Source organism: Bradyrhizobium sp. CCGUVB1N3, from assembly GCF_024199925.1.
Taxonomy (GTDB): Bacteria; Pseudomonadota; Alphaproteobacteria; order Rhizobiales; family Xanthobacteraceae; genus Bradyrhizobium.
On record NZ_JANADR010000001.1, the window covers coordinates 2,793,487 to 2,819,630 of the forward strand.

At 63.9% G+C, this 26,144-nt stretch carries 23 protein-coding genes; 13 read left to right on the top strand and 10 right to left on the bottom strand.

The features are described from left to right. Window positions 1-44: 44 nt before the first annotated feature. Both NLM33_RS13200 and NLM33_RS13205 read left to right on the top strand, forming a co-directional pair. On the top strand, window positions 45-938 hold the full coding sequence (locus NLM33_RS13200) for a sugar kinase (RefSeq protein ID WP_254096474.1): 894 nt from the start codon (window positions 45-47) through the stop codon (window positions 936-938). Window positions 939-970: 32 nt separating this feature from the next. Beyond that, window positions 971-1,888, top strand: a complete 918-nt coding sequence (locus NLM33_RS13205) for a ribokinase (RefSeq protein ID WP_254096475.1) — start codon at window positions 971-973, stop codon at window positions 1,886-1,888. Here NLM33_RS13205 and NLM33_RS13210 read toward each other — a convergent pair whose 3' ends face one another. Continuing rightward, a complete protein-coding gene (locus tag NLM33_RS13210) occupies window positions 1,889-3,109 on the bottom strand; it encodes an NAD(P)/FAD-dependent oxidoreductase (RefSeq protein WP_254096476.1) in 1,221 nt (406 codons plus the stop codon). A gap of 245 nt (window positions 3,110-3,354) precedes the next feature. Between NLM33_RS13210 and NLM33_RS13215 the strand changes: the two genes are divergently transcribed. Then, the gene (locus NLM33_RS13215; RefSeq protein ID WP_254096477.1) at window positions 3,355-4,152 is read left to right on the top strand and encodes an enoyl-CoA hydratase/isomerase family protein; all 798 of its coding nucleotides are present in this window, start codon (window positions 3,355-3,357) and stop codon (window positions 4,150-4,152) included. Beyond that, on the top strand, window positions 4,149-4,730 hold the full coding sequence (locus tag NLM33_RS13220) for a histidine phosphatase family protein (protein WP_254096478.1): 582 nt from the start codon (window positions 4,149-4,151) through the stop codon (window positions 4,728-4,730). Before NLM33_RS13215 ends, NLM33_RS13220 begins: the two co-directional genes overlap by 4 nt. Here NLM33_RS13220 and NLM33_RS13225 read toward each other — a convergent pair. From NLM33_RS13225 to NLM33_RS13240, 4 genes are all read right to left on the bottom strand, one after another. Then, window positions 4,724-6,064 carry a TRAP transporter large permease gene (locus NLM33_RS13225; RefSeq protein ID WP_254096479.1) on the bottom strand — a complete coding sequence of 447 codons (1,341 nt, stop codon included), beginning with the start codon at window positions 6,062-6,064 and terminating at the stop codon, window positions 4,724-4,726. The genes NLM33_RS13220 and NLM33_RS13225 overlap by 7 nt on opposite strands. Next, the gene (locus NLM33_RS13230) at window positions 6,061-6,636 is read right to left on the bottom strand and encodes a TRAP transporter small permease (protein ID WP_254096480.1); all 576 of its coding nucleotides are present in this window, start codon (window positions 6,634-6,636) and stop codon (window positions 6,061-6,063) included. The genes NLM33_RS13225 and NLM33_RS13230 overlap by 4 nt, the downstream gene beginning before the upstream one ends. 153 nt (window positions 6,637-6,789) lie before the next feature. Beyond that, complete coding sequence (locus NLM33_RS13235) at window positions 6,790-7,785, bottom strand: TRAP transporter substrate-binding protein (protein WP_254096481.1); 996 nt, start codon at window positions 7,783-7,785, stop codon at window positions 6,790-6,792. Between the two features lie 60 nt (window positions 7,786-7,845). Then, on the bottom strand, window positions 7,846-9,564 hold the full coding sequence (locus NLM33_RS13240) for an IlvD/Edd family dehydratase (protein ID WP_254096482.1): 1,719 nt from the start codon (window positions 9,562-9,564) through the stop codon (window positions 7,846-7,848). Between the two features lie 183 nt (window positions 9,565-9,747). Here NLM33_RS13240 and NLM33_RS13245 point away from each other — a divergent pair, with 183 nt between their 5' ends. The 3 genes from NLM33_RS13245 (at window position 9,748) to NLM33_RS13255 (ending at window position 12,868) form a co-directional block, all read left to right on the top strand. Beyond that, on the top strand, window positions 9,748-10,449 hold the full coding sequence (locus NLM33_RS13245) for a GntR family transcriptional regulator (protein ID WP_254096483.1): 702 nt from the start codon (window positions 9,748-9,750) through the stop codon (window positions 10,447-10,449). 197 nt (window positions 10,450-10,646) lie between these two features. Continuing rightward, window positions 10,647-11,918: an MFS transporter gene (locus NLM33_RS13250; RefSeq protein ID WP_254096484.1), complete on the top strand. Its 1,272-nt coding sequence runs from the start codon at window positions 10,647-10,649 to the stop codon at window positions 11,916-11,918. A gap of 189 nt (window positions 11,919-12,107) precedes the next feature. Next, window positions 12,108-12,868, top strand: a protein-coding gene (locus NLM33_RS13255) for an IS5 family transposase (protein WP_254094667.1) whose coding sequence is annotated in 2 segments (ribosomal slippage) — window positions 12,108-12,446 and window positions 12,449-12,868 — 759 coding nt in all. Because the reading frame shifts where the segments join, the coding sequence is not laid out codon by codon here. A 9-nt stretch (window positions 12,869-12,877) separates the two neighbouring features. Here the strand turns inward: NLM33_RS13255 and NLM33_RS13260 are convergent. Beyond that, a complete protein-coding gene (locus NLM33_RS13260; protein WP_254096485.1) occupies window positions 12,878-13,702 on the bottom strand; it encodes an NAD(P)-dependent oxidoreductase in 825 nt (274 codons plus the stop codon). 91 nt (window positions 13,703-13,793) lie between these two features. Here NLM33_RS13260 and NLM33_RS13265 point away from each other — a divergent pair, with 91 nt between their 5' ends. The 3 genes from NLM33_RS13265 to NLM33_RS13275 all read left to right on the top strand — a co-directional run bounded on the left by NLM33_RS13265 (window position 13,794) and on the right by NLM33_RS13275 (window position 16,846). Continuing rightward, entirely contained in the window at window positions 13,794-14,774 is a 981-nt protein-coding gene (locus NLM33_RS13265; protein WP_254096486.1) for an SMP-30/gluconolactonase/LRE family protein, read from the top strand. Window positions 14,775-15,148: 374 nt separating this feature from the next. After that, on the top strand, window positions 15,149-16,270 hold the full coding sequence (locus NLM33_RS13270; RefSeq protein ID WP_254096487.1) for a DUF937 domain-containing protein: 1,122 nt from the start codon (window positions 15,149-15,151) through the stop codon (window positions 16,268-16,270). Between the two features lie 81 nt (window positions 16,271-16,351). Next, window positions 16,352-16,846, top strand: a complete 495-nt coding sequence (locus NLM33_RS13275) for a hypothetical protein (RefSeq protein WP_254096488.1) — start codon at window positions 16,352-16,354, stop codon at window positions 16,844-16,846. Window positions 16,847-16,938: 92 nt separating this feature from the next. On the opposite strand, the gene NLM33_RS13280 is transcribed toward NLM33_RS13275, so the two are convergent. Both NLM33_RS13280 and NLM33_RS13285 read right to left on the bottom strand, forming a co-directional pair. Continuing rightward, on the bottom strand, window positions 16,939-18,369 hold the full coding sequence (locus NLM33_RS13280) for an aldehyde dehydrogenase family protein (RefSeq protein WP_254096489.1): 1,431 nt from the start codon (window positions 18,367-18,369) through the stop codon (window positions 16,939-16,941). A gap of 208 nt (window positions 18,370-18,577) precedes the next feature. Beyond that, a complete protein-coding gene (locus NLM33_RS13285; RefSeq protein ID WP_254096490.1) occupies window positions 18,578-20,941 on the bottom strand; it encodes a transketolase in 2,364 nt (787 codons plus the stop codon). A 132-nt stretch (window positions 20,942-21,073) separates the two neighbouring features. Here NLM33_RS13285 and NLM33_RS13290 point away from each other — a divergent pair, with 132 nt between their 5' ends. The 3 genes from NLM33_RS13290 to NLM33_RS13300 all read left to right on the top strand — a co-directional run bounded on the left by NLM33_RS13290 (window position 21,074) and on the right by NLM33_RS13300 (window position 24,057). Beyond that, complete coding sequence (locus NLM33_RS13290; protein ID WP_254096491.1) at window positions 21,074-21,535, top strand: Lrp/AsnC family transcriptional regulator; 462 nt, start codon at window positions 21,074-21,076, stop codon at window positions 21,533-21,535. A gap of 128 nt (window positions 21,536-21,663) precedes the next feature. Then, window positions 21,664-22,584: a polyphosphate kinase 2 gene (ppk2, locus tag NLM33_RS13295; protein WP_254096492.1), complete on the top strand. Its 921-nt coding sequence runs from the start codon at window positions 21,664-21,666 to the stop codon at window positions 22,582-22,584. Between the two features lie 51 nt (window positions 22,585-22,635). Beyond that, entirely contained in the window at window positions 22,636-24,057 is a 1,422-nt protein-coding gene (locus tag NLM33_RS13300) for a TAXI family TRAP transporter solute-binding subunit (RefSeq protein WP_254096493.1), read from the top strand. On the opposite strand, the gene NLM33_RS13305 is transcribed toward NLM33_RS13300, so the two are convergent. Next, complete coding sequence (locus NLM33_RS13305) at window positions 24,035-25,114, bottom strand: zinc-binding dehydrogenase (RefSeq protein ID WP_254096494.1); 1,080 nt, start codon at window positions 25,112-25,114, stop codon at window positions 24,035-24,037. The two genes, NLM33_RS13300 and NLM33_RS13305, sit on opposite strands and share 23 nt — an antisense overlap. 61 nt (window positions 25,115-25,175) lie before the next feature. Continuing rightward, window positions 25,176-26,111, bottom strand: coding sequence for a DMT family transporter (locus NLM33_RS13310; RefSeq protein ID WP_254105788.1), 936 nt, complete (start codon window positions 26,109-26,111; stop codon window positions 25,176-25,178). Window positions 26,112-26,144 lie beyond the last annotated feature (33 nt).

A 26,144-nucleotide genomic window follows, 5' to 3' on the forward strand; every position in this document is an offset into this window, starting at 1 on the left:
GTAGTGCCGCCGGCCGGGACCACCCAGCGCATCACGGACAACCAATGCAGGCTCTCTTTATCGGACAGACCTATATCGACGTCACCTTCATTACCGACCACATGCCGACCGGCGACGAGAAGCACGTGGCGGATGCTTACGCGGTCTCGTTCGGCGGCAATGCGGTAACTGCGGCTTTCTGCTGCGCCAAGCTGGGAATCGTGCCCGACCTTATCGCGACCGTCGCCAATGACTGGCTCGGGCGGATGTTCCAGGACATGTGCGCGAAATATGCGATCTCGCTGCACAACCGGAAGGTCAACCAGTCCTCGCTGTCCTTCATCATGCCCAAGGACGGCAAGCGCGCCATCGTCCGCTGCCGCGACGATCACCACATCCACCCCTTCCCGATCCTCAATCTCGGCAGCTGCCGCGCGCTGCACATCGACGGCCACCAGCCCGATGCAGCGATCCACTACGCAAAAGTCTGCCGCGAGGCCGGCATCTTGACCTCGCTCGACGGCGGCGGCCTGCGCACCAACACGCATGAGCTCCTGGAGTTCATCGATGTTGCGATCGTCGCGGAGCGGCTGTGCGAGCAGATGGACCTGACACCGGACAAGATGCTCGATTACCTCAAGAGCCGCGGCTGCAGGATCGGCGGCGTCACCATGGGTGAGAAGGGCCTGCTCTGGTACAACGAGACCGGGGCGGTCGACATCATGCCCGCCATGCCAATTCCGCGCGAGCGCGTGATCGACACCAATGGCGCCGGCGATGTGTTCCACGGCGCCTACATCTATTCCTACCTCGCCCACCCCGGCAAAAGCTGGCGCGAGCATTTCGACTTCGCCCGCGCCGCCTCGACCTTCAAGATCCAGCGCCTCGGCAACGAGGCCGGCTTGCCGACCCTTGTCGACATCGCCAAAGTCAGGCAGGAATTCGAGGTCAGGGTTTAGTCTTCGCCGTAGTTTCGCATCTGGGGTATCACATGGGGCGCGTCTTCGTCGCCGGCAGCATCAATATGGATGTGGTGGCGACTGCCGATCGCCATCCCAGGGTCGGTGAGACCGTCGCCGGCAAGCAGGTGCTATACTTCCCGGGCGGCAAGGGTGCCAACCAAGCGGTCGCAGCCTCAAGACTCGGCGCACGGACCACGCTGATCGGCCGGCTCGGCAAAGACTCCTTCGGCGCGGAGCTGAAGGCGTTCCTCGGCGGTCAAGGCATCGATCTTGGCTATGTCCAGGAGACGGCGGAGGCCCACACCGGCACCGCCATCATCACCGTCGCCGAGGCCGACAACACCATCGTCGTCATTCCCGGCACCAATGCGCTGGTCAGCGCCGAGGACGTCGGTGTCGCGCCGTTGGCGAAGGACGATGTCGCGGTCAGCCAGTTCGAGATTCCGCTGCCGACGATTGCCGCCTTCTTCCGGCGTGCCCGCGCGGCGCAGGCGCGGACGCTGCTCAACCCGGCACCGGCACAGAAATTCGGCCGCGACCTGCTCGAGCTGGTCGACGTCCTCGTGCTGAACGAGACCGAGCTTGGCCTGCTCGCGGGAACCGAATTGTCAGACGGCGACGAGGTCGCGCGGATCATCGACGTGGCGCGCAGACTTCAGGCTGGCCCGGACCAGACCATCTGCGTCACGCTCGGCAAGCGCGGCGTTGTCGCGCTCGCCGGCCGCGAGGAGCTGGTCGTGCCGGGCCGCGTGGTGCGGGCGGTCGACACCACCGGCGCCGGCGATTGCTTCGTCGGCGCGCTGGCGGCGCAGCTTGCGGATGGCGCAGCCTTGCGCGACGCGCTCGCCTTTGCCAACGCCGCCGCCTCGATCTCCGTGCAGCGCATGGGTGCCGGCCCCTCGATGCCGACGGCGGAAGAAGTTTCCGCCGTCCTCAACAAAGGCTGATCAAGCCAGCGCGCTCTTCAAATCGAAAGTCTCGTCCGCGGCCTTGTCGGGCGCGAGCGAGCGGTCCATGCCGAGCAGGCGGCGGCCGAACATGTGGTCGCCGGCGCGGTTGATGGACTCGATGCCGAGCAGCTTGTCGCCCTTGTAGCAGAAGGCCGAGAACGCCTTCTTCGTGGGGTCGCCGCGCAGCACGACGCGGTCGTAGCCTGTGGTCAGCCCCGCGATTTGCAGCTTGTCGTCGCCCTGGTCGCTCCAGAACCAGGGCTGGCCGTCATAGACCTTCCTGTCGCCGGTCAGCCGCGCCGCCACGCAGCGGGCGTGGTCGGTAGCGTTCTGCACCGACTCCAGCCGCAGCGAGCCGCCGAAACGCGGGCTCGCGAACAGCGCACAATCGCCGACCGCCGAGATGTTCGGATCGGCTGTCAGGAGATATTCGTCGACGATGATGCCGGAGGCAACCGCAAGCCCCGCCTCTGCCGCAAGCTCGATATTCGGCAGCACCCCGACGCCGACCACGACGAGATCCGCCGGCAGATGACGGCCGTCGCTTAAGGACACGCCGGTGATCTTGCGGTCCTCGGCCTCGATGCTGGTCGCCTGCACGCCGAGATGAATGCGGATGCCGGCCTCGCGATGGCGCTCCTGGAAATATTCCGAGACCTCCGCCGTCACCGCCCGCGCCATCACGCGCGGCGCGAGCTCGAGCACGTCGACCTCCAGGCCCTTGATCCGGGCGGTCGACGCGAATTCGAGTCCAATGAAGCCCGCGCCGATCACCACGACCCGTGTCTTCGACGGGATGATCTTTCGCAACGCCTCGCTCTCGTCGAGGATGCGCAGGTATTTGACATCAGGAAGATTGGCGTTGGGCAGATCGAGCAGCCGGTTGCGCGCGCCCGTCGCCAGCACGAGGTGGCCGTAATCGAGCATGTCGCCGGAGGCGAGGTGAACCTTGCGCCCGGCGCGGTCGATCGAGGTCACGCGGCCCGCGATCAGCTCAATCTTCTGGTCGGTATAGAATTTCTCCGGCCGGAACATCAGGCTTTCAGGGCCAGCCGAGCCCTTGATATAGGCCTTGGACAAAGGCGGCCGCTGATACGGCAGATGTGCCTCGTCATTGATCAAGCAGACGCGACCGGCAAAGCCGGACTGACGCAGGGACGCGGCGACCTGGTAGCCACCATGGCCCGCGCCGACGATAATCACCGAACCATCCGTCATCGGAACAGCCCAACTTTCTGGACACGAGCGTTACCCATGTCGTCTCCTCTCTCACTGATTTTGGCTCGCTGGCCTTGTCGGTCGAGGAGCCGGCGCTCGTGTCCGTCCCTAAACGATGGCACCGCCATTTGACCCTATCGTTCCCGGTAACGCAAGAGCGACTGGCAGCATCCGGCGGTGGGGATTGTCTCCCCTCGCCTTCTGCGATTTAGTTGCGGCAAAGACCTCTTGCCGGGGATTTTGCCATGTCCGTATCCACTGCCTCCCATTCCGACGACGCCGCGCTGCTGCGCATCGACGGCTCCGTCGCCACCATCACGCTCAACCGCCCCGCCGCGTTCAACTCGATCAATCTCGCGATCGCGCAGAGGCTCGAGCAGATCGCCACCGAGATCGAGGCTTCCGACGCGATCAGGGTCGTCGTCATCGAAGGCGAAGGCCGCGCCTTCTGCGCCGGCGGCGATTTGCAGACCATCGGTGCCGCGGCCGAAGCCAACACGGTAACGCCGGTCGTGGGCGAGCTGTTGAAGCATTATCACGCCTTCATCGAGACGCTCAGGCGCATGCCAAAATTGTCGCTCTCGAGCGTGCACGGCTCGGCCGCCGGCGCCGGCATGGGGCTCGCCTTCGTCACCGACCTCTGTATCGCCGCGGAAGATGCCAAGTTCACGCCGGCCTATGCCAAGATCGGCGTGTCGCCGGACGGCGGCAGCACAGTCGGGATCGTCGGAACCGTCGGCACAAGGCGCGCGCTGCAGATATTCCTCGTGGAGGACAGCTTTACCGCACAGCAGGCCCAAGAATGGGGCCTCGTCGCCAAGGTCGTTCCCGCGGCTGAGCTCAAGGCCGCCACGCGGCAGCTCGCAGAGCGTCTCGCGCAAAATCCGCCAGCCGCAATCGCGGGAACAAAATCGTTGGTCTATCAGGCCGCGACGACGCCGGTGAGACAGCAGCTCGATGCCGAGGAGCACAAGATCATCATGGCGATGCACACGGATGATTTTCGCGTCGCCGTGAAGAAATTCACCAGCAAGTCGAAATGAAGGTGCTGACCCCATCACGCTCGTTCTACGGCCTCCGTCATGGCGCGACCGACTGGAATCGCGAGGGACGTTTCCAGGGACGGACCGACAATCCGCTGAACGCGGATGGCCTCACGCAAGCCCATGCAGCCGGAGACGTGCTGCGCGGCGTCGGCATCAGCCGCATCGTCACCAGTCCGCTGGTGCGCGCGGCAAGAACGGCCGAGATCATTGCAGCCGCGATCTCGGCGCCGTTGACGATCGACGACCGCATCATCGAGTGCGATTTCGGCAGCTTCGAGGGACTATCCGTCCGCGCCGCCATGGAGAAGCACGGCGTCAAATCGGCCGAGGGCCTCATATCCATTCTGCCCGCCGACGGTGAAGCCTGGGATGTCGTCACCGAACGGTCGCTGGCTTGCGTGTCGGGGTGGCTGGAGCGGCACCCCGACGAGCACATCCTGTTCGTCTGCCATGATGCAGTGATGCAGGCGCTTGCGCGGTCGCTGTGCGGCGGCTTTTTCCAGAACCGCCACGGCACGCCCTTTCGGTACGTGCCCTCACGGCAGGGGTGGAGCGTCGAGGAAGTTCGCTACTGAGGGCAGATATAGCCCGTGCCCGCCGGCGACTTGAAGCAGCCGACCGACTCGGGAAGCACTTGCCGCGGCAGCCACAAAACCACGCTCGGAAAATAGATCGCAAAGGCGATAGTGGCGAAGAACACGACATAGATCGGCAATGCGGCGCGCAGCGCCTTGGCAAAGCTGATCCCGACGAATTTCGAGGCCATCAGCAGCACCAGGCCGTAGGGCGGCGTGATCAGGCCGAAGGCGAGCGTTGCGATCAGCACCACGCCCATATGCACGCCGTTGATGTCGCCCGCTTCCGTCAGCGCGTTGACCAGCGGCATGAAGATGATGATGGTCGGCACCGGCTCGATGAAGTCGCCGACCACGGTGAACAGCAACACCATCAAGAGCATGATCAAATGCGGATCGTTGCCGGCGATCGAGGTGATCCATTCCGCGATGTAGTTCGCGCCGCGCAAATAAGCGAGCATCCAGCCGAAGGCGTTGGCGGCGCCGATCGTGATCAGCGGCAGCGAGAAGATCAGCCCGGCGAGGCAGAAATCGTACGGAATCTTCCTGAAGTGGCCGCGGTTCAGTGCGGGGATCACGACCAGGATGATCCAGGCCACGGCAACCACGCCGGCTTCCGTCGGCGTGAACCAGCCGGTCAAAATGCCGCCGAGCAGGATGACCGGGATCATCAGCGGCAGGGCCGCATCGCCGGCAGCGAACACCACCTGCCGCAGCGGCGCGCGCGGCTTGCGCAGGCCCGAGGGGCCGAAGAAGTAGCAATAGATCATCAGGCCGAAGCCGATCATCAGGCCGGGCACGACGCCCGCCATGAACAGGCCGGCGATCGAAACATTGCCGACGGCGCCATAGACCACCGCGGTGATGCTCGGCGGCACCAGCGCGGCAATCGTCGAGGCCGACGCAATGATCGCGGCGATGAACGCCGGCTCGTAGCCCTCGCGCTTCATCGGGCCACCGAGCGCGCGGCTCATCACGGCGACGTCGGCCGTCGTCGAGCCCGACATTTCCGAGAAGAACATGCTGAAGACGACGACGACCTGCGACAGCCCGCCCCTGATATGGCCGACCAGCGACACCGAGAGGTTCGCGATTCTTACCACCACATTCGCCGAACTCATGAGCTCGCCGACCAGCAGGAAGAACGGGATCGCCAGCAGCGCCTCGGAATCGACGCCGTCAAAGATCTTCTGGATGATGGCGGCGAGCGAAACGTCGGACAGGATCGCGCCGATGAAGACGCCGGCCATCAGCGAGAACGGCACGGGCACGCCAAGATAGCCGAAGAACAGGAAGCAGGACGACATCAACACCAGGACGACGGGTGCGCTCACGGCTGCACCCTCGTCTCACTGGCTGCGGGAGGCGCGGGATCCTCGTCCAGCGGTTCGGGATGATCAAAACCGTTGCGCAGGCCGTTGACGAGCTGCTCGACGGTGAACAGGCCGATCAGGACGCCCGACACCGGAATGATGGCATAGAGCGAGGCGATCGGCGTGCCCGACGGCAGGCGAAAACTGCCGAAGCCGCGAAGATAGTTGAGATAGCCGTACCAGATCAGGCAGGCGGCAACGCCGAGCACGACAATGCGGATGATGACCTCGACGATCAGCCGCGGCGTGCCGTGCATCGCCTCGGAGATCGCTGTGAGATAGAGATGGTCGTTGCGCCGCGTCGCGGCCGCCGTGCCAATGAAGATCGCGTAGATGAACAGCGTCGAGGTGACCTCCTGGAGCCACAGCCAGGGATGACCGATGGTGCGGGTGACGATGTCGGCGGTCACCGACAGCGAGAAGCCGAAGCACAGCACGCCGCAAAGCATCATCAGCGCAAGCTCGAGCCAGTCGAAGATACGCCACTTCAGGTGACGCTGCCGCGTCAGGACGAGCTTGTCGGCGATGGCCATCAACGTCCCCGTCGTCCCGGCGAATGCCGGGACCCATAACCCCAGCTCCGCGTTGTTGAAAGAAGCAGACAGCCATCGTGCCACAAGCTGCGTCGCGGAGTATGGGTCCCGGCCTTCGCCGGGACGACTCGTGGAGGCAGTGGCATCTGCGGCCTAGTTGATCGACCGGATCAGGTTCTTGATCTTCTCGGCGTGCCGGCCGAGATCCTTGGCGAGCTTGTCGAGATAGGGATCGGCGAACGCGGTAAAGCTCTTCTTGTCGACGTTGTCGACGATCTTGACGCCCATCTTCTTCAGCTTCTCGGCCGCGCTGCGCTCGAGTTCGAACGCTTTCTGCGGCTCCTTCGAGCTGATCTCGTTGGCCGCGGTCTGCACCCACTGCTTCTGCTCGGCCGTAAGACTCTGCCAGAGCTTGTCGGAGACGAACACCAGCGCGTTGTTGGCCTCGTGCTCGGTGATGTTGAGCACCGGTGCCACCTCGTAGTGCTTGTTGACGAGATAGACGTTGATGCTGTTCTCAGCGACGTCGACCACGCCGGTCTGCAGCGAGGTGTAGACGCTGCCGAAGGGCATGTGCACCGTCTGGGCGCCATAGGCCGGGAACATGGTGTCCTCTGTCGCAGTCGCCTGCACGCGGACCTTCAGCCCCTTGATGTCACCGACATTGTGGATCTCCCGCTTGGAGTACATGTGGCGCACGCCCTGCGAGCCCGTCGCGATCAGGTGCAGGCCCTGCGTGGTCTCGTCGATCAACGTCTTGAGCGCTTCGAACACTTTTGGATCGGCCAATCCCTTGATCACGTGATTTTCGTCGCGGAACAGGAAGTGCAGCGACATCACGCCGGCCTGCGGCGAGATCGTGGCGGTGTTGGCGGAGGAGATAATCGCGAATTCAATGTCGCCCGACTTCACGAGCTGGAGCACCTGCGGCTCCTGGCCGAGCTGCGCGCCGGGATATTGGTCAATGATCATGGTGCCCTTGCTCAATTCCTTGAGCTTGTCCGCAAAGAGATCACCGGCGATCGAATAGCCGGTGTTGCGCGGCTGGTCATAGGCGAAGCGATAATGCTTCACCTCCTGTGCCGATGCGCCCGTGACGAACAGGATCACAGCCGTTGCCGCCAGCCCAAGCATGGATCGTGCAATCATCGTCTCCCCCTGTTTTATGGTTCGCCGCTTTTGCGGCTGAACAGTTTTGCGGGTGGTCGCTCACCCCTTCTCGGTCTTTGGTCCAGTCCTCTGCATGAAATCGAAGTCGCAGCCCTCGTCGGCCTGCAAGATGGTCTCGTTGAACAGCCAGGCATAGCCACGCCTGCTTTCGTCCGGCGCGGCCGCCGGCTTCAACGCCGCCCGCCGCCGCGCGAACTCCGTATCGTCAACCAGAAGCTCGATGCTGCGCCTGGCAACGTCCAGCCGGATCATGTCGCCGTTCTTCACCAGCGCCAGGGGACCGCCGACCGCGGATTCCGGCGTGATGTGCAGGACGATGGTGCCGAACGCCGTGCCGCTCATGCGCGCGTCCGAGATGCGCACCATGTCCTTGGTGCCGCCACGCGCGAGCTTCTTCGGGATTGGCAAGTAACCTGCCTCGGGCATGCCGGGCGCGCCCTTCGGACCCGCATTGCGCAGCACCAGCACGTCATCGGCGGTCACGTCGAGATCGGGATCGTCGACCCGCAAGGTCATGTCCGCGACGGATTCGAACACCACCGCGCGCCCGGTGTGCTGCAATAGCTTGGGGCTCGCGGCGGATTGCTTGATGACGGCACCGCGCGGCGCGAGATTGCCGTGCAGGACGGCGAGCCCGCCCTCGGGCTTGATCGGATTGTCGCGCGGCCGGATCGCGTCCTGTCCCGGCACTTCCTCCGCGTTGGCGACGACATCGTGCAGCGACTGCCCCGAGATCGTCTTGGCGTCGAGATCGATGAGATCGCCGAGCTGCGCCAGCAGCTTCGGCACGCCGCCGGCGTGATGGAAATGCTCCATATAGTGCTCGCCGGACGGTTTGAGGTCGACCAGCACCGGCACCTCGCGGCCGAGCTTGTCGAAGGCGTCGAGATCGAGCCGGTGCGGCGAGCGGTGCGCCATCGCCGTTAGATGGATCAGGCCGTTGGTCGAGCCGCCGATCGCCTGGAGCACGACCTGCGCATTCTTGAAGGACGCCGGCGTCAGCAATTCGCTCGGCTTCGGTCCCTTGGTCTTGGCCATCTCGGCGGCGACCTTGCCGCTCGCTTCCGCCAGGCGAAAGCGCTCGGCATGCGGCGCCGGGATCGTCGCGCTCATCGGCAGCGAGAGGCCCATGGCTTCGATCATGCAGGCCATGGTCGAGGCCGTGCCCATCACCATGCAGGTGCCGACCGATGGCGCGAGCCGGCCGTTGACCGCCTCGATCTCGGCATCGTCGATGTCGCCGGCGCGATACTTCGCCCACAGCCGCCGGCAGTCCGTACAGGCGCCCAGCACCTCGCCCTTGTGATGGCCGACAACCATCGGCCCCACGGGAATGACCACCGTCGGCAGGTCGGCGCTGATCGCGGCCATCACCTGCGCAGGCAGCGTCTTGTCGCAGCCGCCGATCACGATCACCGCATCCATCGGCTGGGCGCGGATCATCTCCTCGGTGTCCATCGCCATGAGGTTGCGGAGATACATCGAGGTTGGATGCGCAAAGCTCTCGGCGATCGAGATGGTCGGGAACACGAACGGCATCGCGCCCGACAGCATCACGCCGCGCTTGGCCGCCTCGATAATCTGCGGCACGTTGCCGTGGCAGGGATTGTAGTCGCTGTAGGTGTTGGTGATGCCGACGATCGGGCGCTCAAGCGCGTCGTCGGAATAGCCCATGGCCTTGATGAAGGCCTTGCGCAGGAACAGCGAGAAGCCGGCATCGCCATAGCTCGTCAGCCCCTTGCGCAAGCCACTCGTCATGATGCCACTCCATTCGCCTCGGCATTGTCGTACAGGCTGCCCCCTGATTGTCAATAACAGAGGCCGCTATTAGACCTTTTTCCAACCCAAACTCCGCCGAGCACGGCAGATTATTGACAATCCACTCCCTCCCTGCTCCACAGGAGCGACCGAACCACGGGCCCGGCCCGGGAGGCCAAGGGGATGACGGAGATTTTGAGCGCGAGCCCGGCGGCACTTCGGCGCGAGGACCCCGACGACGTGGTCGCGCGGCTCGAGGAGGACATCATCTTCGGCCGCTTCGCACCGGCCGCGCGCCTGACCGAGGACGCGCTGATGTCGCGCTACGGCACCTCGCGGCATTTCGTCCGCCAGGCTCTTGTGGAGGCCGAGCGGCGCGGCATCGTCCGGCGCGAGAAGAATATCGGCGCTACCGTTCGCTTCTATTCGGCCGAGGAAGTCCGGCAGATCTACGAGGTGCGGGAGATGCTGACGCGGCAGGCCGCGCTGATGATCCCCCTGCCCGCGCCGCAAGCCCTGGTCGAGGAGCTGACCGAGCTACAGCGGCACTATTGCGCGAAGGCCGAGGCGCAGGACCTGCGCGGCATCCACGAAGCGAACGACGCCTTCCACGTCGCGCTGTTCTCGGCCTGCGGCAATCCCTATCTGGTGCGCTCGCTGCAGGACTACATGAACCTGACGCTGCCGATGCGCGCGAAGAACCTCGCCGACCGCGACGGGCTGGCGCTGTCACGACGCCAGCACGAGCTGATGATCGAATTGCTGAAGGGCAGGGATAGCTGGGCCCTGGCGCAGCTCTGCGTCGATCACATGCAATTCAGCAAGTCGGATTATCTCGCCCGCATCGCGGACGATGAAACTGAACGCCAAGGTGCGCCCCCTTAAATAAGCTGGATGTCAGTGCCCGGTATGCATGGAATGTAGGGATAGGACCAACCGCAGCTTGAACCGACGCATGCCGAGACGAGCTTTAAAACTGTTTGTCAAGCCATCGAAATAACGCAGAGCCAGAAATAAATAGGGACGGGCGTCCAGCGGCACATCGCACATGCTCACCCTTTTCCTTCCCGAATGAAAATGTCATGACCGAACAAACCCTGACAGAGCCGATCGATGAGCGGCGAGAGGTGTCCCGCGGCTTTTCGCGCTACCAGTCAATTCTCGTCGCGCTGCTGGCGCTTGTCCAATTCACCATCATCATCGATTTCATGATTATGTCGCCACTCGGCGCCATCATCATGCCGGCGCTCAATATTTCGGCCGCGCAGTTCGGGGTGGCCGTCTCCGCTTACGCATTCAGCGCGGGAATTTCCGGCATCCTGGCGGCCGGCTTTGCCGATCAGTTCGATCGCAAGCGGCTGCTCTTGTTTTTTTATTTCGGGTTTACCCTTGGGACCGCGCTTTGCGCGATCGCTCCCAACTATCATGTGCTGCTGCTTGGGCGGATCGTTACCGGCTTGTTCGGCGGTGTGATCGGCTCCGTTGTGCTCGCCATCGTGACCGATCTCTTTGCACTGCAATTGCGGGGCCGTGTCATGGGCTTCGTGCAAACCGCCTTCGCTGCAAGCCAGGTGCTGGGGATTCCAGCCGGTCTTTTTCTCTCCAACCACTGGAGCTGGCACGTCGCGTTCGGCGCATTGGTCGGCGTGTCGATCGTTGGGATGGCCGCCGTGCTGCTTTTGATGAAACCGGTAAACGGCCATCTCTTGCTGAAGCAGGATAAAAGCCCGTTCCGGCACCTCATCGCAACGATCGCACAGCCACGCTACTGGATGGCATTCGCGGTGACGACGCTGCTCGCAACCGGCGGCTATATGCTGATGCCGTTCGGGAGCGCCTACACCGTGCACAATCTCGGCATCGATATCGTTCATCTGCCGACGATCTATCTCGTCTCCGGTCTGTTTAGCATTTTGATCGGACCGCTGGTCGGACGTGCGAGCGATGCTTTTGGCAAATTTCCCACCTTTGCCTTCGGCAGCGCCATGTCCATCGTCATGGTGCTCATCTACACGCATCTCGGCCAGGTGAGTTTGACGGTCGCGATCCTCGTCAACGTCTTGATGTTCGTTGGAATCTTTTCACGCATGATCCCGTCGCAAGCGTTGATTTCCGCAATCCCCGAGCCGGCACAACGCGGCTCCTTCAGCGCGATCGGCGCCTCCCTGCAACAGCTCTCCGGCGGTCTCGGCTCCGTGCTCGCAGCCGCACTCATCGCACAAAATGCCGATGGTTCGCTCCGGCATTTCGATTGGCTAGGATACGTCGTTGTTACAACGGCGGTGATTTCCCTGATCGTGATGTATCTTGCGCAGAGGCCAATCGCCGCCCGGGTTGGCAAGCACGTTGTTTAAGGCGTCGGTTCCGACGCCCGGACACGCTACGGCGATCTGCCCCTGCCCACTCCCGAGGGCGAGAACGGACAGGGCGTGCCGCTGGCTGATCGGATTCTGCGAATGGACGCCTAGGGTCTGTACTCAATAAGGATTCCGGCTGAGCCCGGTTTGTGATTCAAGGTCTCCGAAGATGATTTGGAGGCCGGGATGGCGAAGGTGCTCTACCTTTTGAACGATGCGGAATGGCGGCGGATCGAGCCGTTGTTGCCCCGTGGTCGGCGTGGAGCGCGTCGCGTCGACGATCGCCGGGTGATCAGCGGGATCGTCTACATGCTGCGTTCGGGCGGTCGCTGGCGCGATTGCCCGGCGGGGTATGGTCCCTACACGACGATCTACAATCGCTATAATCGCTGGAGCCGTCAGGGGATTTGGCACGACATCTTCAAGGCTCTGACCGGTCATAGCGGCATCTTCGGCACCGTCGCCATCGACAGCACCCACGTCAAAGCCCACCGCTCCGCCGCTGGCGCAAAAGGGGGGACTTCGCGCAAGGTATCGGCCGCTCGCGCGGCGGGCGCACGACGAAGCTCCACGGCCTGACCGACGCCAAAGGACGGCCTCGGGTGCTTTTGCTCACCGCCGGCAATGTCAACGACATCACCGTTGCCGCCGATCTGGTCCGCGCTATCGGTCCCTTCCGCCGCCTGATCGCCGACCGCGGATACGACGCCGATCACCTGCGCCACCTGATCAAGGGCCGCAAAGCTGAACCGGTCATCCCCTCGACCACATCAAGGCGCAGCCCTATTCCTTACGACAAACGCGCTTACAAGCAGCGAAACCGCGTCGAACGTATGTGGTGCAGACTCAAAGACTGGCGTCGCATCGCCACCCGATACGACAAACTCGCCAGGAATTACCTCAGTGCAGCCTTCATCGCCGCCGCAGTCACCTATTGGCTCAATTGAGTCCGGACCCTAGCGCTTGGTCCAGTCGATGATTCGGCTTGGATCCGCATCGAATTCGATGCTGCAAAACGCGCCGCCCTGGTAGTAGTCGCCGACCGGATCGGGCTTCAGCTTGGCCTGCTCGGCCATCGCGTGCTGCCAAAAGTCCTCTGCGCGGCCGGTGGGACGGTAGCCGAACTCATAGGCGCGGTGGTTGTCCCACCAGGCGCGCTCGTTGAGCGAGGCGCCGTAGAAGATCTCGAAATGGATGTCGGGGTGCTCGAGGCCGATGCGGCAGAGCTGCACGAGATCCTCGGGCTTCAGCCAGATCGCGAGCCGGCGCTGGTCGAGCGGCTTCTCGCCGAAATTTCCGATACGGATGCAGGTGACCTTGAGCCCGTGCTTGTCGGCATAGAGCGCGCCGACCGCTTCGCCAAACACCTTGCTGACGCCGTAGCGGCCGTCGGGGCGCGGCGTGACGTCGGTACCGATCTTGTGGTGGCGCGGATAGAAGCCGACCGCGTGGTTGGAGGACGCGAAGATCACGCGCTTGACGCCCTGCTTGCGCGCGGCCTCGAACAGGTTGTAGCCGCCGATGATGTTGGCCTGGAGAATGTCGTCCCAGGATCCCTCGACCGAATAGCCGCCAAAATGCAGGATGCCGTCGACGCCCTCGCAGATCGCCTCGCATTGCGCGAGATCGGACAGGTCCGCCGCCTTGAATTTCTCGTTGGCGCCGAGATCGGCGGGCGGCTTGATGTCAGAGAGCAGGAGGTCCGGATAGATCGGCGGCAGCAATTTGCGCATCGCGCTGCCGATTCCGCCCGAAGCTCCCGTCATCAAAATACGCGGCATGTCTTCCCTCGCAGGTAGCGACCGGTTTGCGGTCGCGGGGCTCTAATGATAGCAGACCTGACCAGAGGGGACGCAACAACGAGAACTGCACATGTCCGATGCATCGTCACATTCCCAAGAATCCTCGAAAGGATGGCGGCCGGCGACCTATTACCCCGATCCGGCGATAAGTGCACTAGACCCAAGGTTTGAGAAATACTGGCTGAAGCTCTCGGCTGTGGAACGCCTCACCACCGGCCTGCGCTGGGCCGAGGGCCCGGTGTGGTTCGGCGACGGGCGATATCTCCTGTGCAGCGACATCCCCAACCAGCGGATCATCAAGTGGGAGGAGGAAACCGGGGCGGTTTCCATTTTCCGAAAGCCCTCCAATTTCGCCAACGGCAACACGAGAGACCGCCAGGGCCGGCTGATCACCTGCGAGCATGGCGGCCGCCGCGTGGTGCGCACCGAATATGACGGCTCGATTACGGTGCTGATGGATTCGTTCGGCGGCAAGCGGTTGAACTCGCCGAACGACGTCGTCGTGAAGTCCGACGGCTCGATCTGGTTCACCGATCCCGTGTTCGGGCTGCTCGGCAACTACGAGGGCTACAAGGCGGAGTCGGAGATCGATCCGAACGTCTACAGGCTGGATCCCGCGACCGGCAAGGCGACCATCGTCGCCGAGGGCGTGCTCGGGCCGAACGGGTTGTGTTTCTCGCCGGACGAGAAGATTCTCTACGTCGTGGAATCGCGCGGGCAACCGAACCGCAAGATCCTCGCCTACGACGTGTCGGCCGACGGCACCACGATTTCCAACAAGCGCGTCTTCATCGATGCGGGGCCAGGCACGCCGGACGGCATGCGCTGCGACATCGACGGCAATCTCTGGTGCGGCTGGGGCATGGGCGATCCCGAGCTCGACGGCGTCGTGGTGTTCGCGCCCGACGGCGTCATGATCGGCCGCATCGCGCTACCCGAGCGCTGCGCCAACCTCTGCTTCGGCGGCGTCAAGCGCAACCGCCTGTTCATGGCGGCGAGCCAGTCGATCTACGCGCTATACGTGAACACGCAGGGCGCGCCGGGGGGATAGATGAAAGGGCCTGCCCTACATCGCCCTGCAATGGAGTGGGCCAACGATTGAAGTCATGTCAAATCGGCGGCGCCTGGCTCGCCGTTGAATGGAACTTCCTTCGCACTTCAGCGTTAAGTGCTGCTTTGTCAGAATTCAACTGGGGTGCGGTTCCCATGTTGTGAGTGGACAGTTGGAAGTTTTTCGCCGGACATTCCGTCGATCGGCAGGAACCCGCCGACTTATTTCCAACACCAACCATCGGCCCGAAATTTCCCAAGAGAAATTTCCCAAGACAAGGCAGTTGCGAGATCGTGCGACGGCCGTCGTCCACCCGCAGATCAGGAGCGACCCCAACAAAGCAACATTGCAACAATCAATGCGGAGAGAACGCCATGGCCGCCAATCTCACGTCCGTTGTGATGCAATTCCTGACTCCTGAAGTTCTGTCGCAAATCGCTTCATTCCTTGGAATCGATCGAACCACAGCCCAGAAGGCAACAACCGGAGCTGTCCCGTCACTGCTGGCCGGGCTGGCAGACCTTGTCGGAACTCCTGCTGGAAGCAATCAATTGTCAAAGCTGCTGTCCCAACAGCAAACCGGCTCTCTTGCAGATATTTTGCGCAGCGCGGGTCCTGACCGACTGGCCGAGAGCGGGTCGGGCATGCTGTCCGAATTGTTCGGCGCCGGAACAATGGGGACCATGGCCCAGGCCGTTGGAAAGTTTGCCGGCCTAGGCGATGGCGGCGGAAAGTCGCTGCTCAGCATCCTCGGCCCGATCGTGCTGGGCGCGCTGGGGCAGCACCAGCGCGAGGCTGGTCTCGATGCAAACGGTTTGGCATCGCTGCTGCGCTCGCAGAAGGACCAGATTTCCGCGGCCATCCCGGCAGGCCTTGCCAATCAGCTCAGCGCTGCGGGTCTGATCGACCAGGCAGGAGCCGGAGTGCGCAGCGGGATGGCTGCTGCCTCCGCCGCAGGAAGTAGAGTCGCGAGCGCAACCGAACGGGCGAGTTCCGCTTACGCAACAGCCACCAAGACCACTCAATGGCCCTATTGGCTCGCCGCCCTGGTCGTCCTGGGGGGCCTGGCATGGTACGCATTCGACCGTCCCGGCCAGCAGACGGTCGCTGAGCAAACCGCTCCCGCGCGGCCCACCACCGCCACAGTGGGCATGGCACCTCCGAACCTGACCGTCGACGGTGTGAACCTGGCCAGCCAGGTCAACACGACGATCGACTCCTTGAAGTCAGCGCTTCCGAGCATCACCGATGCCACCGGGGCGCAGGCGGCTCTGCCAAAAATCAACGCGGCAATATCGCAACTCGACGACGTCGGCACACGCGCGGCGAAGCTCACACCCGAAGGACGAACTGCGCTCGCCAAACTGATCGCCGCCGCAATGCCGGCCATCAACCAGATGTGCGACAAGGTCATGGCGGCTCCCGGCGTCGGGCCGATCGCGAAACCGGCGATCGACGATCTCAAAGCGAAGCTCGATTCGCTGGCTCGCGTTTGAGATTTCTGAGCGCGGAGACACTGGACTGTCGCCGCGCTCAGATCGGCTTTCACACGGCGGATTGTGTCAGGGAGTGGATCTATGGCTGACAAAGCAAGTTTCACGAAGGACGAATGGGCCTTGCTCTTGAGAAGTCCAATGAATGCAGGGATCGCCATCACAGCGGCTGAACCGAGCGGCTTGTGGGGCCTGCTCAAGGAGTCGTTTGCGAGTGGCGCGGCGCTGAGCCAGGCGGCCACAGACCCCAGCGCCAACGCATTGGTCAAGGCGGTGGTTGCGGATTTCACGACCGGCGACGGCAGAGGCGTGGCTCGCGATGGATTGAAAGCCGAACTCGCGAACAGCAAGCCGGCGGAGGTCAAAACCAAAGCCATCGACTCGCTGCGGCAAGTCTCGGCGATCCTCGCAGCCAAGGCGCCCGGTGACGCCGCGGCGTTCAAGGATTGGCTCCGCCAGGTCAGCCAGAAGACGGCCGAGGCTGCATCTGAGGGTGGAGGCCTGTTTGGCGGCGGCGTCCTGGTCAGCGACGCCGAGAAGGCAACGCTTGGCGAAATCTCGGCCGCGCTCGGCGCCTGATCGCGGCCGACACCGAAGGTTGCCTGCCTGCTGACGCGAAACGCCGGAGCGGTCATCCCGCTCCGGCGCCCGCAATTGCGTTCGCGAAAGGCTTATGCCGCGTTGAAGCCGGCGACCGCCTTCACCTCGAGGAAGTCCTCGAGACCGTACTTGCCCCACTCGCGGCCGTTGCCGGACTGCTTGTAGCCGCCGAACGGCGCACTGCGATCGTTGGGCACGCCCTGGAGGTTGACGTTGCCGGCGCGGATCTGGCGGGCAACGCGCTTCGCGCTCTCCACCGTATCGGCCGAGACGTAGCCCGCGAGGCCATAGGGCGTGTCGTTGGCGATCTGCACGGCATCGGCTTCGTCCTTGGCGCCGATGATGGTCAGCACCGGTCCGAAAATCTCCTCCTTCGCGATCGTCATATCGCTGGTGACGTCGGCGAAGATGGTCGGGCGAACGTAGAAGCCCTTGTTGACGCCCTCGGGCAGGCCCGGCCCGCCGGCGACGAGCGTTGCGCCCTCGTCGATGCCCTTCTTGATCAGCGCCTGGATCTTGTCCCACTGGCCGCGGTTGACGACCGGGCCGATGGTGGTGCCTTCACCGCGCGGATCACCCGCCTTGGTCTTGTCGGCCACCGCCTTCGCGATCGCGGCCACTTCCTTCATCTTGGACAGCGGCACGATCATGCGCGAGGGCGCGTTGCAGGACTGGCCGGAGTTGTTGAACATGTGCATCACGCCGCCGGTCACCGCCTTCGTGAGGTCGGCGCCTTCGAGGATGACGTTCGGCGACTTGCCGCCGAGCTCCTGGCTGACGCGCTTCACGGTCGGGGCTGCGCGCTTGGCCACATCGATGCCGGCGCGGGTCGAGCCGGTGAAGGAGATCATGTCGACATCCGGATGCTCGCTCATGGCGGCACCGACCTCGGGGCCGAGACCGTTGACGAGGTTGAACACTCCCTTCGGCACGCCGGCTTCATGGAGGATTTCCGCGAAGATCAGCGCCGAGGTCGGCGTGAACTCCGACGGCTTCAGGATCATGGTGCAGCCGGCGGCGAGCGCGGGTGCCACCTTGCAGGCGATCTGGTTGAGCGGCCAGTTCCAGGGCGTGATCATGCCGACCACGCCGACCGGCTCGCGCAGCACCATGGCGGTGCCGACCGGCTCCTCGAAATGATAGTTCTTGAGCACGTCGAGCGTGGTCATGAGGTGGCCGAGGCCGGCGCCGGCCTGAAGCTTCTCCGCCATCGGCAGCGGAGCGCCCATCTCGTCGGATACGGCGGCGCCGATCTCCTTGAGACGGCCCTTGTAGATCTCGATGACCTTGGAGAGCAGCGCGACGCGCTCCTCGCGGCTGGTCTGGGAATAGGTGACAAAGGCGCGCTTGGCGGCAGCGACGGCCTTGTCCACGTCGGCCTTGGAGCCGAGCGCAACCTCATACATCGCCTCTTCCGTCGCCGGATTGACGACCGGCGTCGACTTCTTCACGGCGGGATCGACCCAGGCGCCGTCGATGTAGAATTGCATGCGATTGACCATTGTGAACCTCTTCTTTTCGCAAATGGAGGGGGCGTTTCGGCAGGCATCCTTGCACGAAAGCCGGGGGAGTTGAACCCGCCCCCATGCTTGACCTGCGATGCGGCGGACGCGCGGGAATATGATCGCGGACCGCCGTCGTGGCAAGGTCCCTCAGCCGGCATTCCAGGGCGGCGGTCTTGGTTGCCTATGACGGCCTAGGTTACTTCCGTCACACCGCCATCTTCCGATGCAGCACTGGCGCACCGGTGGTGAGGCTTTCGGCCGCATCGATGATGGCGTTGGCATCGAGCCCATGGTGGCGATAGAGGTCGGCGATGGTGCCGGTCTGGCCGAACTGCTCGACGCCCAGTGCCTCGACTCGGTTGCCGCGGACGCTGCCGAGCCAGCCGAGCGTGGCCGGGTGGCCGTCGATCACGGTCACGAGACCGCAATCGCGCGGCAGCGGTGCCAAAAGCTTCTCGATATGGCTCAAATGCTGCACGCCGCGGCGGTCGCGACGCAATTTCCGCGCGGCGGTCCATCCGGCATGCAGGCGATCCGCCGAAGTAATCGCAAGCAGGCCGACGTCGCGACGGCTCTCGCCGATGAAGCCGGTCGCCTCGATCGCCTCCGGCGCCACCGCGCCGGTATAGGCGATCACGACTTCGGCATTGGGGCCCGGCTTGCGTAGCCAATAGGCGCCGTCGGTGATGCCCTGCGCGAGCTCGGCCGTCATGATCCGCTGCGCCTGCTCGATGGTGCGCGTCGACAGACGCAAGTAGACCGAGCCGCCCTCGCCCGCGTCGCGCTGCATGTGGTCAAACCCCCAGCCCATGATCACGGCGAGTTCGTCGACAAAGGCCGGCTCGAACGATGAGAGCCCGTCCTGGGCCATGCCGATCAAAGGCGTTGCGATCGACTGATGCGCGCCGCCTTCGGGTGCGAGCGTGATGCCGGAGGGCGTCGCCGCCACCATGAAGCGAGCATCCTGATAGCAGGCGTAGTTCAGCGCATCGAGGCCGCGCTCGATGAAGGGATCGTAGAGCGTGCCGACCGGCAGCAGCCGCTCGCCATTGATCTGGTGCGAGAGACCCAGGGCCGACATCATGATGAACAGGTTCATCTCGGCAATACCGAGTTCGAGATGCTGCCCCCTAGGCGATGCATCCCAGTTGAAGGTCGATGGAATTTTCTCGCTGCGGAATAAATCCGCTTTTTCGGCGCGTGCAAACAGGCCGCGGCGATTGACCCAGGGACCGAGATTGGTCGAGACGGTGACGTCGGGCGACGTCGTCACGATGCGCTTTGCAAGCTCGCTGTCGCTGCGCGCGACCTCGTTCAGCACCAGTCCAAAACCCTGCTGGGTCGACATCTGCGCCGACGGCTTGAAAGTGAGCTGAGAGGGAACCTCGACGACGGGCGCGGTCAGCCGGCGGCCGTCCTGGTTGAAGGGCACGCGCGCGAGGAAGGCTTCGAGCCCGGCAGCATCCTGCGCCAGGCCTTCGAACTTGTCCCACTCATGTCCAGGGCGAATGTTCTGGGTGCTGCGAAACTTCTCCATCTGCGCGACCGTCATCAGGCCGGCATGGTTGTCCTTGTGGCCCTGGAACGGCAGGCCGACGCCCTTGATGGTGTAGGCAATGAAGCAGACCGGGCGATCGTGATCGATCTTTTCAAACGCCTCCAGCATGCTCGCCATGTCGTGGCCGCCAAGGTTCGACATCAGTGCCAGCAGCTCATCGTCGCTGCGACGATCGATCAGCTTGGTGATCGGCCCCTGGTCGCCGATCTCGTCATGCAAGTGCTTGCGGAAGGCCGCGCCGCCCTGGAAGCAAAGCGCCGCGTAGAGCGCGTTCGGGCAGTTGTCGATCCACGCTTTAAGCGCTTCGCCACCGGGCTCGGCAAAAGCCTCGCGCATCAGCCGGCCGTATTTCACGATCACCACGTCCCAGCCGAAATTGCGGAACATGGTCTCGAACTTTTCCCAGAGCCCCTCGCGCACGACGGCGTCGAGCGACTGCCTGTTGTAGTCGACCACCCACCAGGTGTTGCGCAGGCCGTGCTTCCACCCCTCGGCCAGCGCCTCGAAAATGTTGCCCTCGTCCATCTCGGCGTCGCCGACCAGCGCGATCATCCGCCCTTCGCTGCGATCCTTCATCCAGCCATGCGACTTGACGTAGTCCTGCACCAGCGAGGAGAACAGCGTCTGCGCGACGCCGAGGCCGACCGAGCCGGTCGAGAAATCGACGTCATCGATATCCTTGGTGCGCGAGGGATAGGACTGCGCGCCCTTGAAGCCGCGAAAATTCTCCAGCTTCTCGCGGGTCTGCCGACCGAACAGATACTGGATGGCGTGGAACACCGGGCTCGCATGCGGCTTCACCGCGACGCGATCCTCAGGTTTCAACACGTGGAAATACAGCGCCGACATGATGGTCGCGAGCGAGGCCGAGGAGGCTTGATGGCCGCCGACCTTCAGGCCATCCGCGTTGGCGCGGACATGGTTGGCATGATGGATGGTCCAGGACGACAGCCAAAGCACCTTGCGGGCGAGCGCGGACAATGTGTCGAGGCGAGCAGAATCAACGGGCATGGCAATGCTCCGGAAAATGATGGCCCATGATACGCCTGCGGAGGGGCGCAAAATTCTCAATTTTTCGCGCTATGCCAGCCAATATTGGGATACTTTACCAATAGATAGCCACTCCACACAGGTTTCATACCAATGCCCGAGCTCGACGCCATCGACCGAAAGATCCTCGCCCTGCTCCAGACCGACAGCCGGCTGACCATGCAGGAGCTCGCCGACAAGGTCGGGCTGTCGGTCTCCCCCTGCCACCGCCGGGTCAAGCTTCTGGAGGAGCGCGGCGTCATCAGCCGCTACATCGCGACCGTCGACCAGAAGGCGCTGGGGCTGCATGTCAGCGTCTTCATCTCGATCAAGCTGGCACGGCAGAAGGAGGAGGATCTCAACCGCTTTGCGCGAGCGATCTCGAAATGGGACGAGGTGCTGGAGTGCTATCTGATGACCGGCAACCGCGACTATCTCTTGCGTGTCGTCGCCGCCGACCTCTCGTCCTATGAAGCATTCCTTAAGAACAAGCTCACCCGGCTCGACGGCATCGCCTCGATCGAGTCGAGCTTTGCGCTGAGCCAGGTCAAATATTCGATCGCGCTGCCGGTGTAGCTCAGCCTCTGTCATAGTCTTGGTAGGCGCCTCGGGCGCGCGCGATGCCGGTGTGACGACGGTGTCACATGGGCGCAACAAAGGCCGTCGATGGTCGTGCCCTGGCACCTCAGGGAAGAGAAGGACCCATGACCGCAGCCGACCGTAGCGCCGATGCCGCCAAGCGCGAGCGCATCATTCAGGAAATGGCCGACAATCTGGACGAGGAGCTCGAACTCGAGCTTGACGACAGCCGCCTCGACGATCTGCTCGACGAGACAAACACCCTCCACCCGACGCTGGACCGCAGGGTCTATTTCAGAGAGCTGCTCCGCCTCCAGGGCGAGCTGGTCAAGCTCCAGGACTGGGTGCAGAACGAGAGGAAGAAGGTCGTGGTGCTGTTCGAGGGCCGCGACTCCGCCGGCAAGGGCGGTGTCATCAAGCGCATCACCCAGCGCCTCAATCCCCGCATCTGCCGGGTCGCGGCCCTTCCCGCGCCGAGCGAGCGCGAGCGCACGCAATGGTATTTCCAGCGCTACGTGACGCATTTGCCCGCCGGCGGCGAGATCGTGCTGTTCGACCGCAGCTGGTACAACCGCGCCGGCGTAGAGCGCGTGATGGGCTTCTGCAGCGACGAGCAGTACCAGGAATTCTTCCAGTCGGTGCCGGAGTTCGAACGGATGCTGATCCGCTCCGGCACCATCCTGCTCAAATACTGGTTCTCCATCACCGACGACGAGCAGCAGTTCCGCTTCACCATGCGCATCCAGGATCCGCTGAAGCAGTGGAAGCTGAGCCCGATGGATGTCGAGGCGCGCAGCCGCTGGGAGCAGTACACCAGGGCCAAGGAGACGATGCTGGAGCGCACCCACCTGCCGGACTCGCCGTGGTGGATCGTCGATGCCGTGGACAAGAAGCGCGCGCGACTCAACTGCATCGCGCATCTGCTCAGCCAGATCCCGTACCAGGACGTCTCGCACGTGCCAGTGGTGCTGCCGCCGCGCGTCCGCAACCCCGACTATCATCGCGGGCCGATTCCGGCGGAGATGTACGTGCCTGCTAAATATTGACCGCGCCGGCCGCAGTCGCCGGCAACAGGCCTTCGGGATGAGGACCACGACATGCCCGTGCCGACCGATTTGAGTGTGAATAGTGGGACCCCGCTTCGCCGCCGCAATCGCTCCGGCCCGTGGCTCGCGCTCGCAAGCATTCTTTCGGCGGTGACGGTGGTTCTCGCGGTCGCCTATTGGGCCTGGCAGCCGGCGAGCTTGCGCATCGCCGTCGGCCCACCCGGCAGCGACGACCAGACCGTGATACAGGCGCTTGCGAGGGCCTTCGATGCGAAGGGCGGTGCGATCCGGCTCGCGCCGATCGAGACCGACGGCACGTTGCAAAGCCTCAACCTGCTCGGCGCGGGCAAGACCGATCTTGCGGTGGCGCGCGGCGACCTCGACATGCCGCCTGATACCAATTCGGTGGCAATCCTCCGCAGGAGCCTCGTGCTGCTGTGGGCGCCGACGGGCCGCAAGGGCGCGGCGAAATCGAAGGTGACGGAGATCGCAGGCCTCAGCGGTCGCCGCATCGGCGTTGTCGGCCTCGGCGATGCCAACGTCATCCTGCTGCGGGTCATCCTCGCGGAGTCCGGCGTCAATCCACAGAAGGTAACGGTGGTGCAATTCGGCGCAGACCACATCTCCGAGATGGCGCAGGATACCACGCTCGATGCCTTCATGACGGTCGGTGCGCTCGATGCCAAGGTGATCGCGGACACGATCGCCGCAACGGCGCGGGCGCGCGGCGAGCCGAAATTCCTCGGCATCGACGTCTCCGACGCCATTGCCGAGCGACATCCGCTCTATGAATCCGAGGAGATCCCCGCCGGTGCGTTCGGCTCCTCGCCGCAGCGGCCCGATGACAAGATCGACACCATCGCCGTCAACCACCTGATCGTGGCGCCGAGCTCGCTCTCCGAGGACGCCGTTGCGGCCTTCACCCGCGAGCTGTTCACGATCCGGCCGTCGCTCGCGAAGGAGTTGCCGGCTGTCAGTCACATCCAGAAGCCCGACACCGACAAGGATGCAGCGCTGCCGGCCCATCCCGGCGCGGCCGCCTACATCGACAGCAATGAACGCAGCTTCATGGACAAGTACAGCGACTACATCTGGGGTGCGGTGCTAATCCTCTCCGGACTCGGCTCGGTGGCCGCGTGGCTGCGTCACTATCTGAGACGGAACGAGCGCAAGCTGAACACGCTGCACCGCGACCGCCTGCTCGGCGCGATTGTAAGCGTGCGCGAGGCGGCGTCGCTCGACGAGCTGGCGGCCATGCAACGCGCGGCCGACGACATCCTGCGCGAGACGCTGATCTGCCACGAGGACGGCGCCATCGAGGATGGCGATCTTGCCGCTTTCGGGCTCGTGTTGGCGCAATTCCACCAGGCGATCGTCGACCGCCGCGCCGTGATCAACGGCGAGGCCGAAGGACATGCAAGGCCTGATGGTCCCGCACTTCAGCTTGCCTCTATCTCCACGGCTCCACGATGATCTTGGTGTGCGCCTCGGGATTGGCGAGGTCGGCAAACGCTTTCGCCACGCCGTCGATGCCGACGGTCGCCGTCACCATTGCCGCCGCGTCCAGCTCGCCCTCCGCGATCAGCCGCAGCGAATAGGCGAACTCCTCCGGCGTGTAGCCGAGGACGTACTGGACATTGAGCTCCTTCATGATGCCGAGCATCGGCTCGCTCTTGTCGCTTTCCATGCAGACGCCGACCACGACGATGCGGGCATCGCGCGGGGCGCCTTCGAACACCTGCTGGAGCAGGCCGGGCACGCCGACGCATTCGAAGATCAGCGCGGGCTTCAGCGCCGGCAGCATCGCCTGGAACGGCGGCCGCGCGGCCTTTTCCTGCTCCGACATCTGGGCGTGCTCAGCCCAGGCCGCATAGGGTTGCGACACCCGGGGATCGACGACGATGTCGGCGCCGAGTTTTGCCGCAAGCGCGCGCCGCGCCGGCGAGTAATCCGCGGCGACGATCGGGTGCAGGCCCTTGATCCTCAGCGCCGCAATGACCGCGAGCCCGACCGGCCCGCAACCGATGACCAGCGGCACCTCGCCGCCGCGCAGGTTTGCTTTGGCGACGGCATGGACGCCGACTGCGAGCGGCTCGGTAAGTGCTGCATGTTCCGCGGCGAGGCCGTTCGGCACTTCGAGCAGCAGCGGTTCGCTGAGCAGCATCGCCTCCGCGTAGCCGCCGATATTGTCGTTGGAATAGCCGATGCCCTGGATGCCCGCGGGCGTCAGCAGCGCCGGCAGCGAGCAGACGCGGGTGCCGGGTCTCAGCTTGCGTTCGGTACCCGGACCGTATTCGACGACCTCGCAACAGAACTCGTGACCGAAAACGACGTCGCGCGACAGGTCCATCGCGGTGCGCCCGACCTTCTTCGCCATCTCCACCATGCGGTGGGCGTGTTGGCGCGCGTGCAGATCGGAACCGCAGATGCCGCAGGCGAGCGTCTTGACCAGCACCTGGCCGGGGCCCGGCTTAGGTTCCGGCAACCTGTCGACGACAATCTCGCCGTTTCTGAAAATCGCGGCGCGCATCCGGCTCCTCCCAGTCTTGTTGGAGCCGTTGATAGCACAGAGCCAGCCCTGAGATATTGCGTCAGGCGTTCGGCGAACGCTCTTCGAGCACCAAAATCTGCGCGCGGCGGACACGCTCGCGATGGGCGATATAGAGGCCGCTCGCGACGATGAAGGCGGCGCCCGTGATGGTCCAAACATCCGGCAGCTCGCCGAAGATGAAGAAGCCCAGAATGCTGACCCACAACAATTGCGTGTAGGAGAACGGCGCCAGCACCGAGGCATCGCCATAACGATAGGCGAGCACGATGATCCACTGGCCGACCGTCGAAGCAATGCCGATGAAGATGCCGAGCCCGATGGCGCTCCAGGACGGCGTGACCCAGACGAATGGCACCATGACGGTCAGGAGGGCAACGCCCGTGAGCGCGGAATAAGCCATCGTGGTGAGGACGGCCTCCCGGCCGCTTATCATGCGCGTCAGGATCAGCGCAGCAGCCCAGCAGAACGCCGAGACGATCGGGAAGAACGCGGCGACGTGAAATGCGTTCGAGCCCGGCCGCAGGATAATCGTGACGCCGACGAGGCCGAGCGCGGTTGCGAGCCAGCGGCGCAGGCCGACCTTCTCGCTCAGGAAGATGATCGACAGCGCAGTGACGAACAGCGGCGAAACAAAGCCGGTCGCAGAAGCTTCCGCGATGGGGAGGAAGCGCAAGCCGGTGATGAAGAACAGCGAGGAGCCGAGCAGAGCTGCGCCGCGCATCAACTGAAGGCCGAGCCGCTCGGTACGCATCGCATAGAGCGGCGAGGCCGGAAGCATCACCGGCGTGAACATCAGCGCGAAGGTCAGGAAGCGGATCCAGGTGATCTCGATCGACGGCAGGCTCGTCGAAAGGTATTTCGCGGTGACGTCGGAGCAACCGAGGAACACGGTCGACAACAGGACCAGCGCAATGCCTTTGAAGGGATGGTCGACGCGCGCAGGTGCGCGGCGTGCAGCCTGCTTCCTCTCTGGCATAGGCACGGAAATACTGTCGAGCCTTGCGGCTGC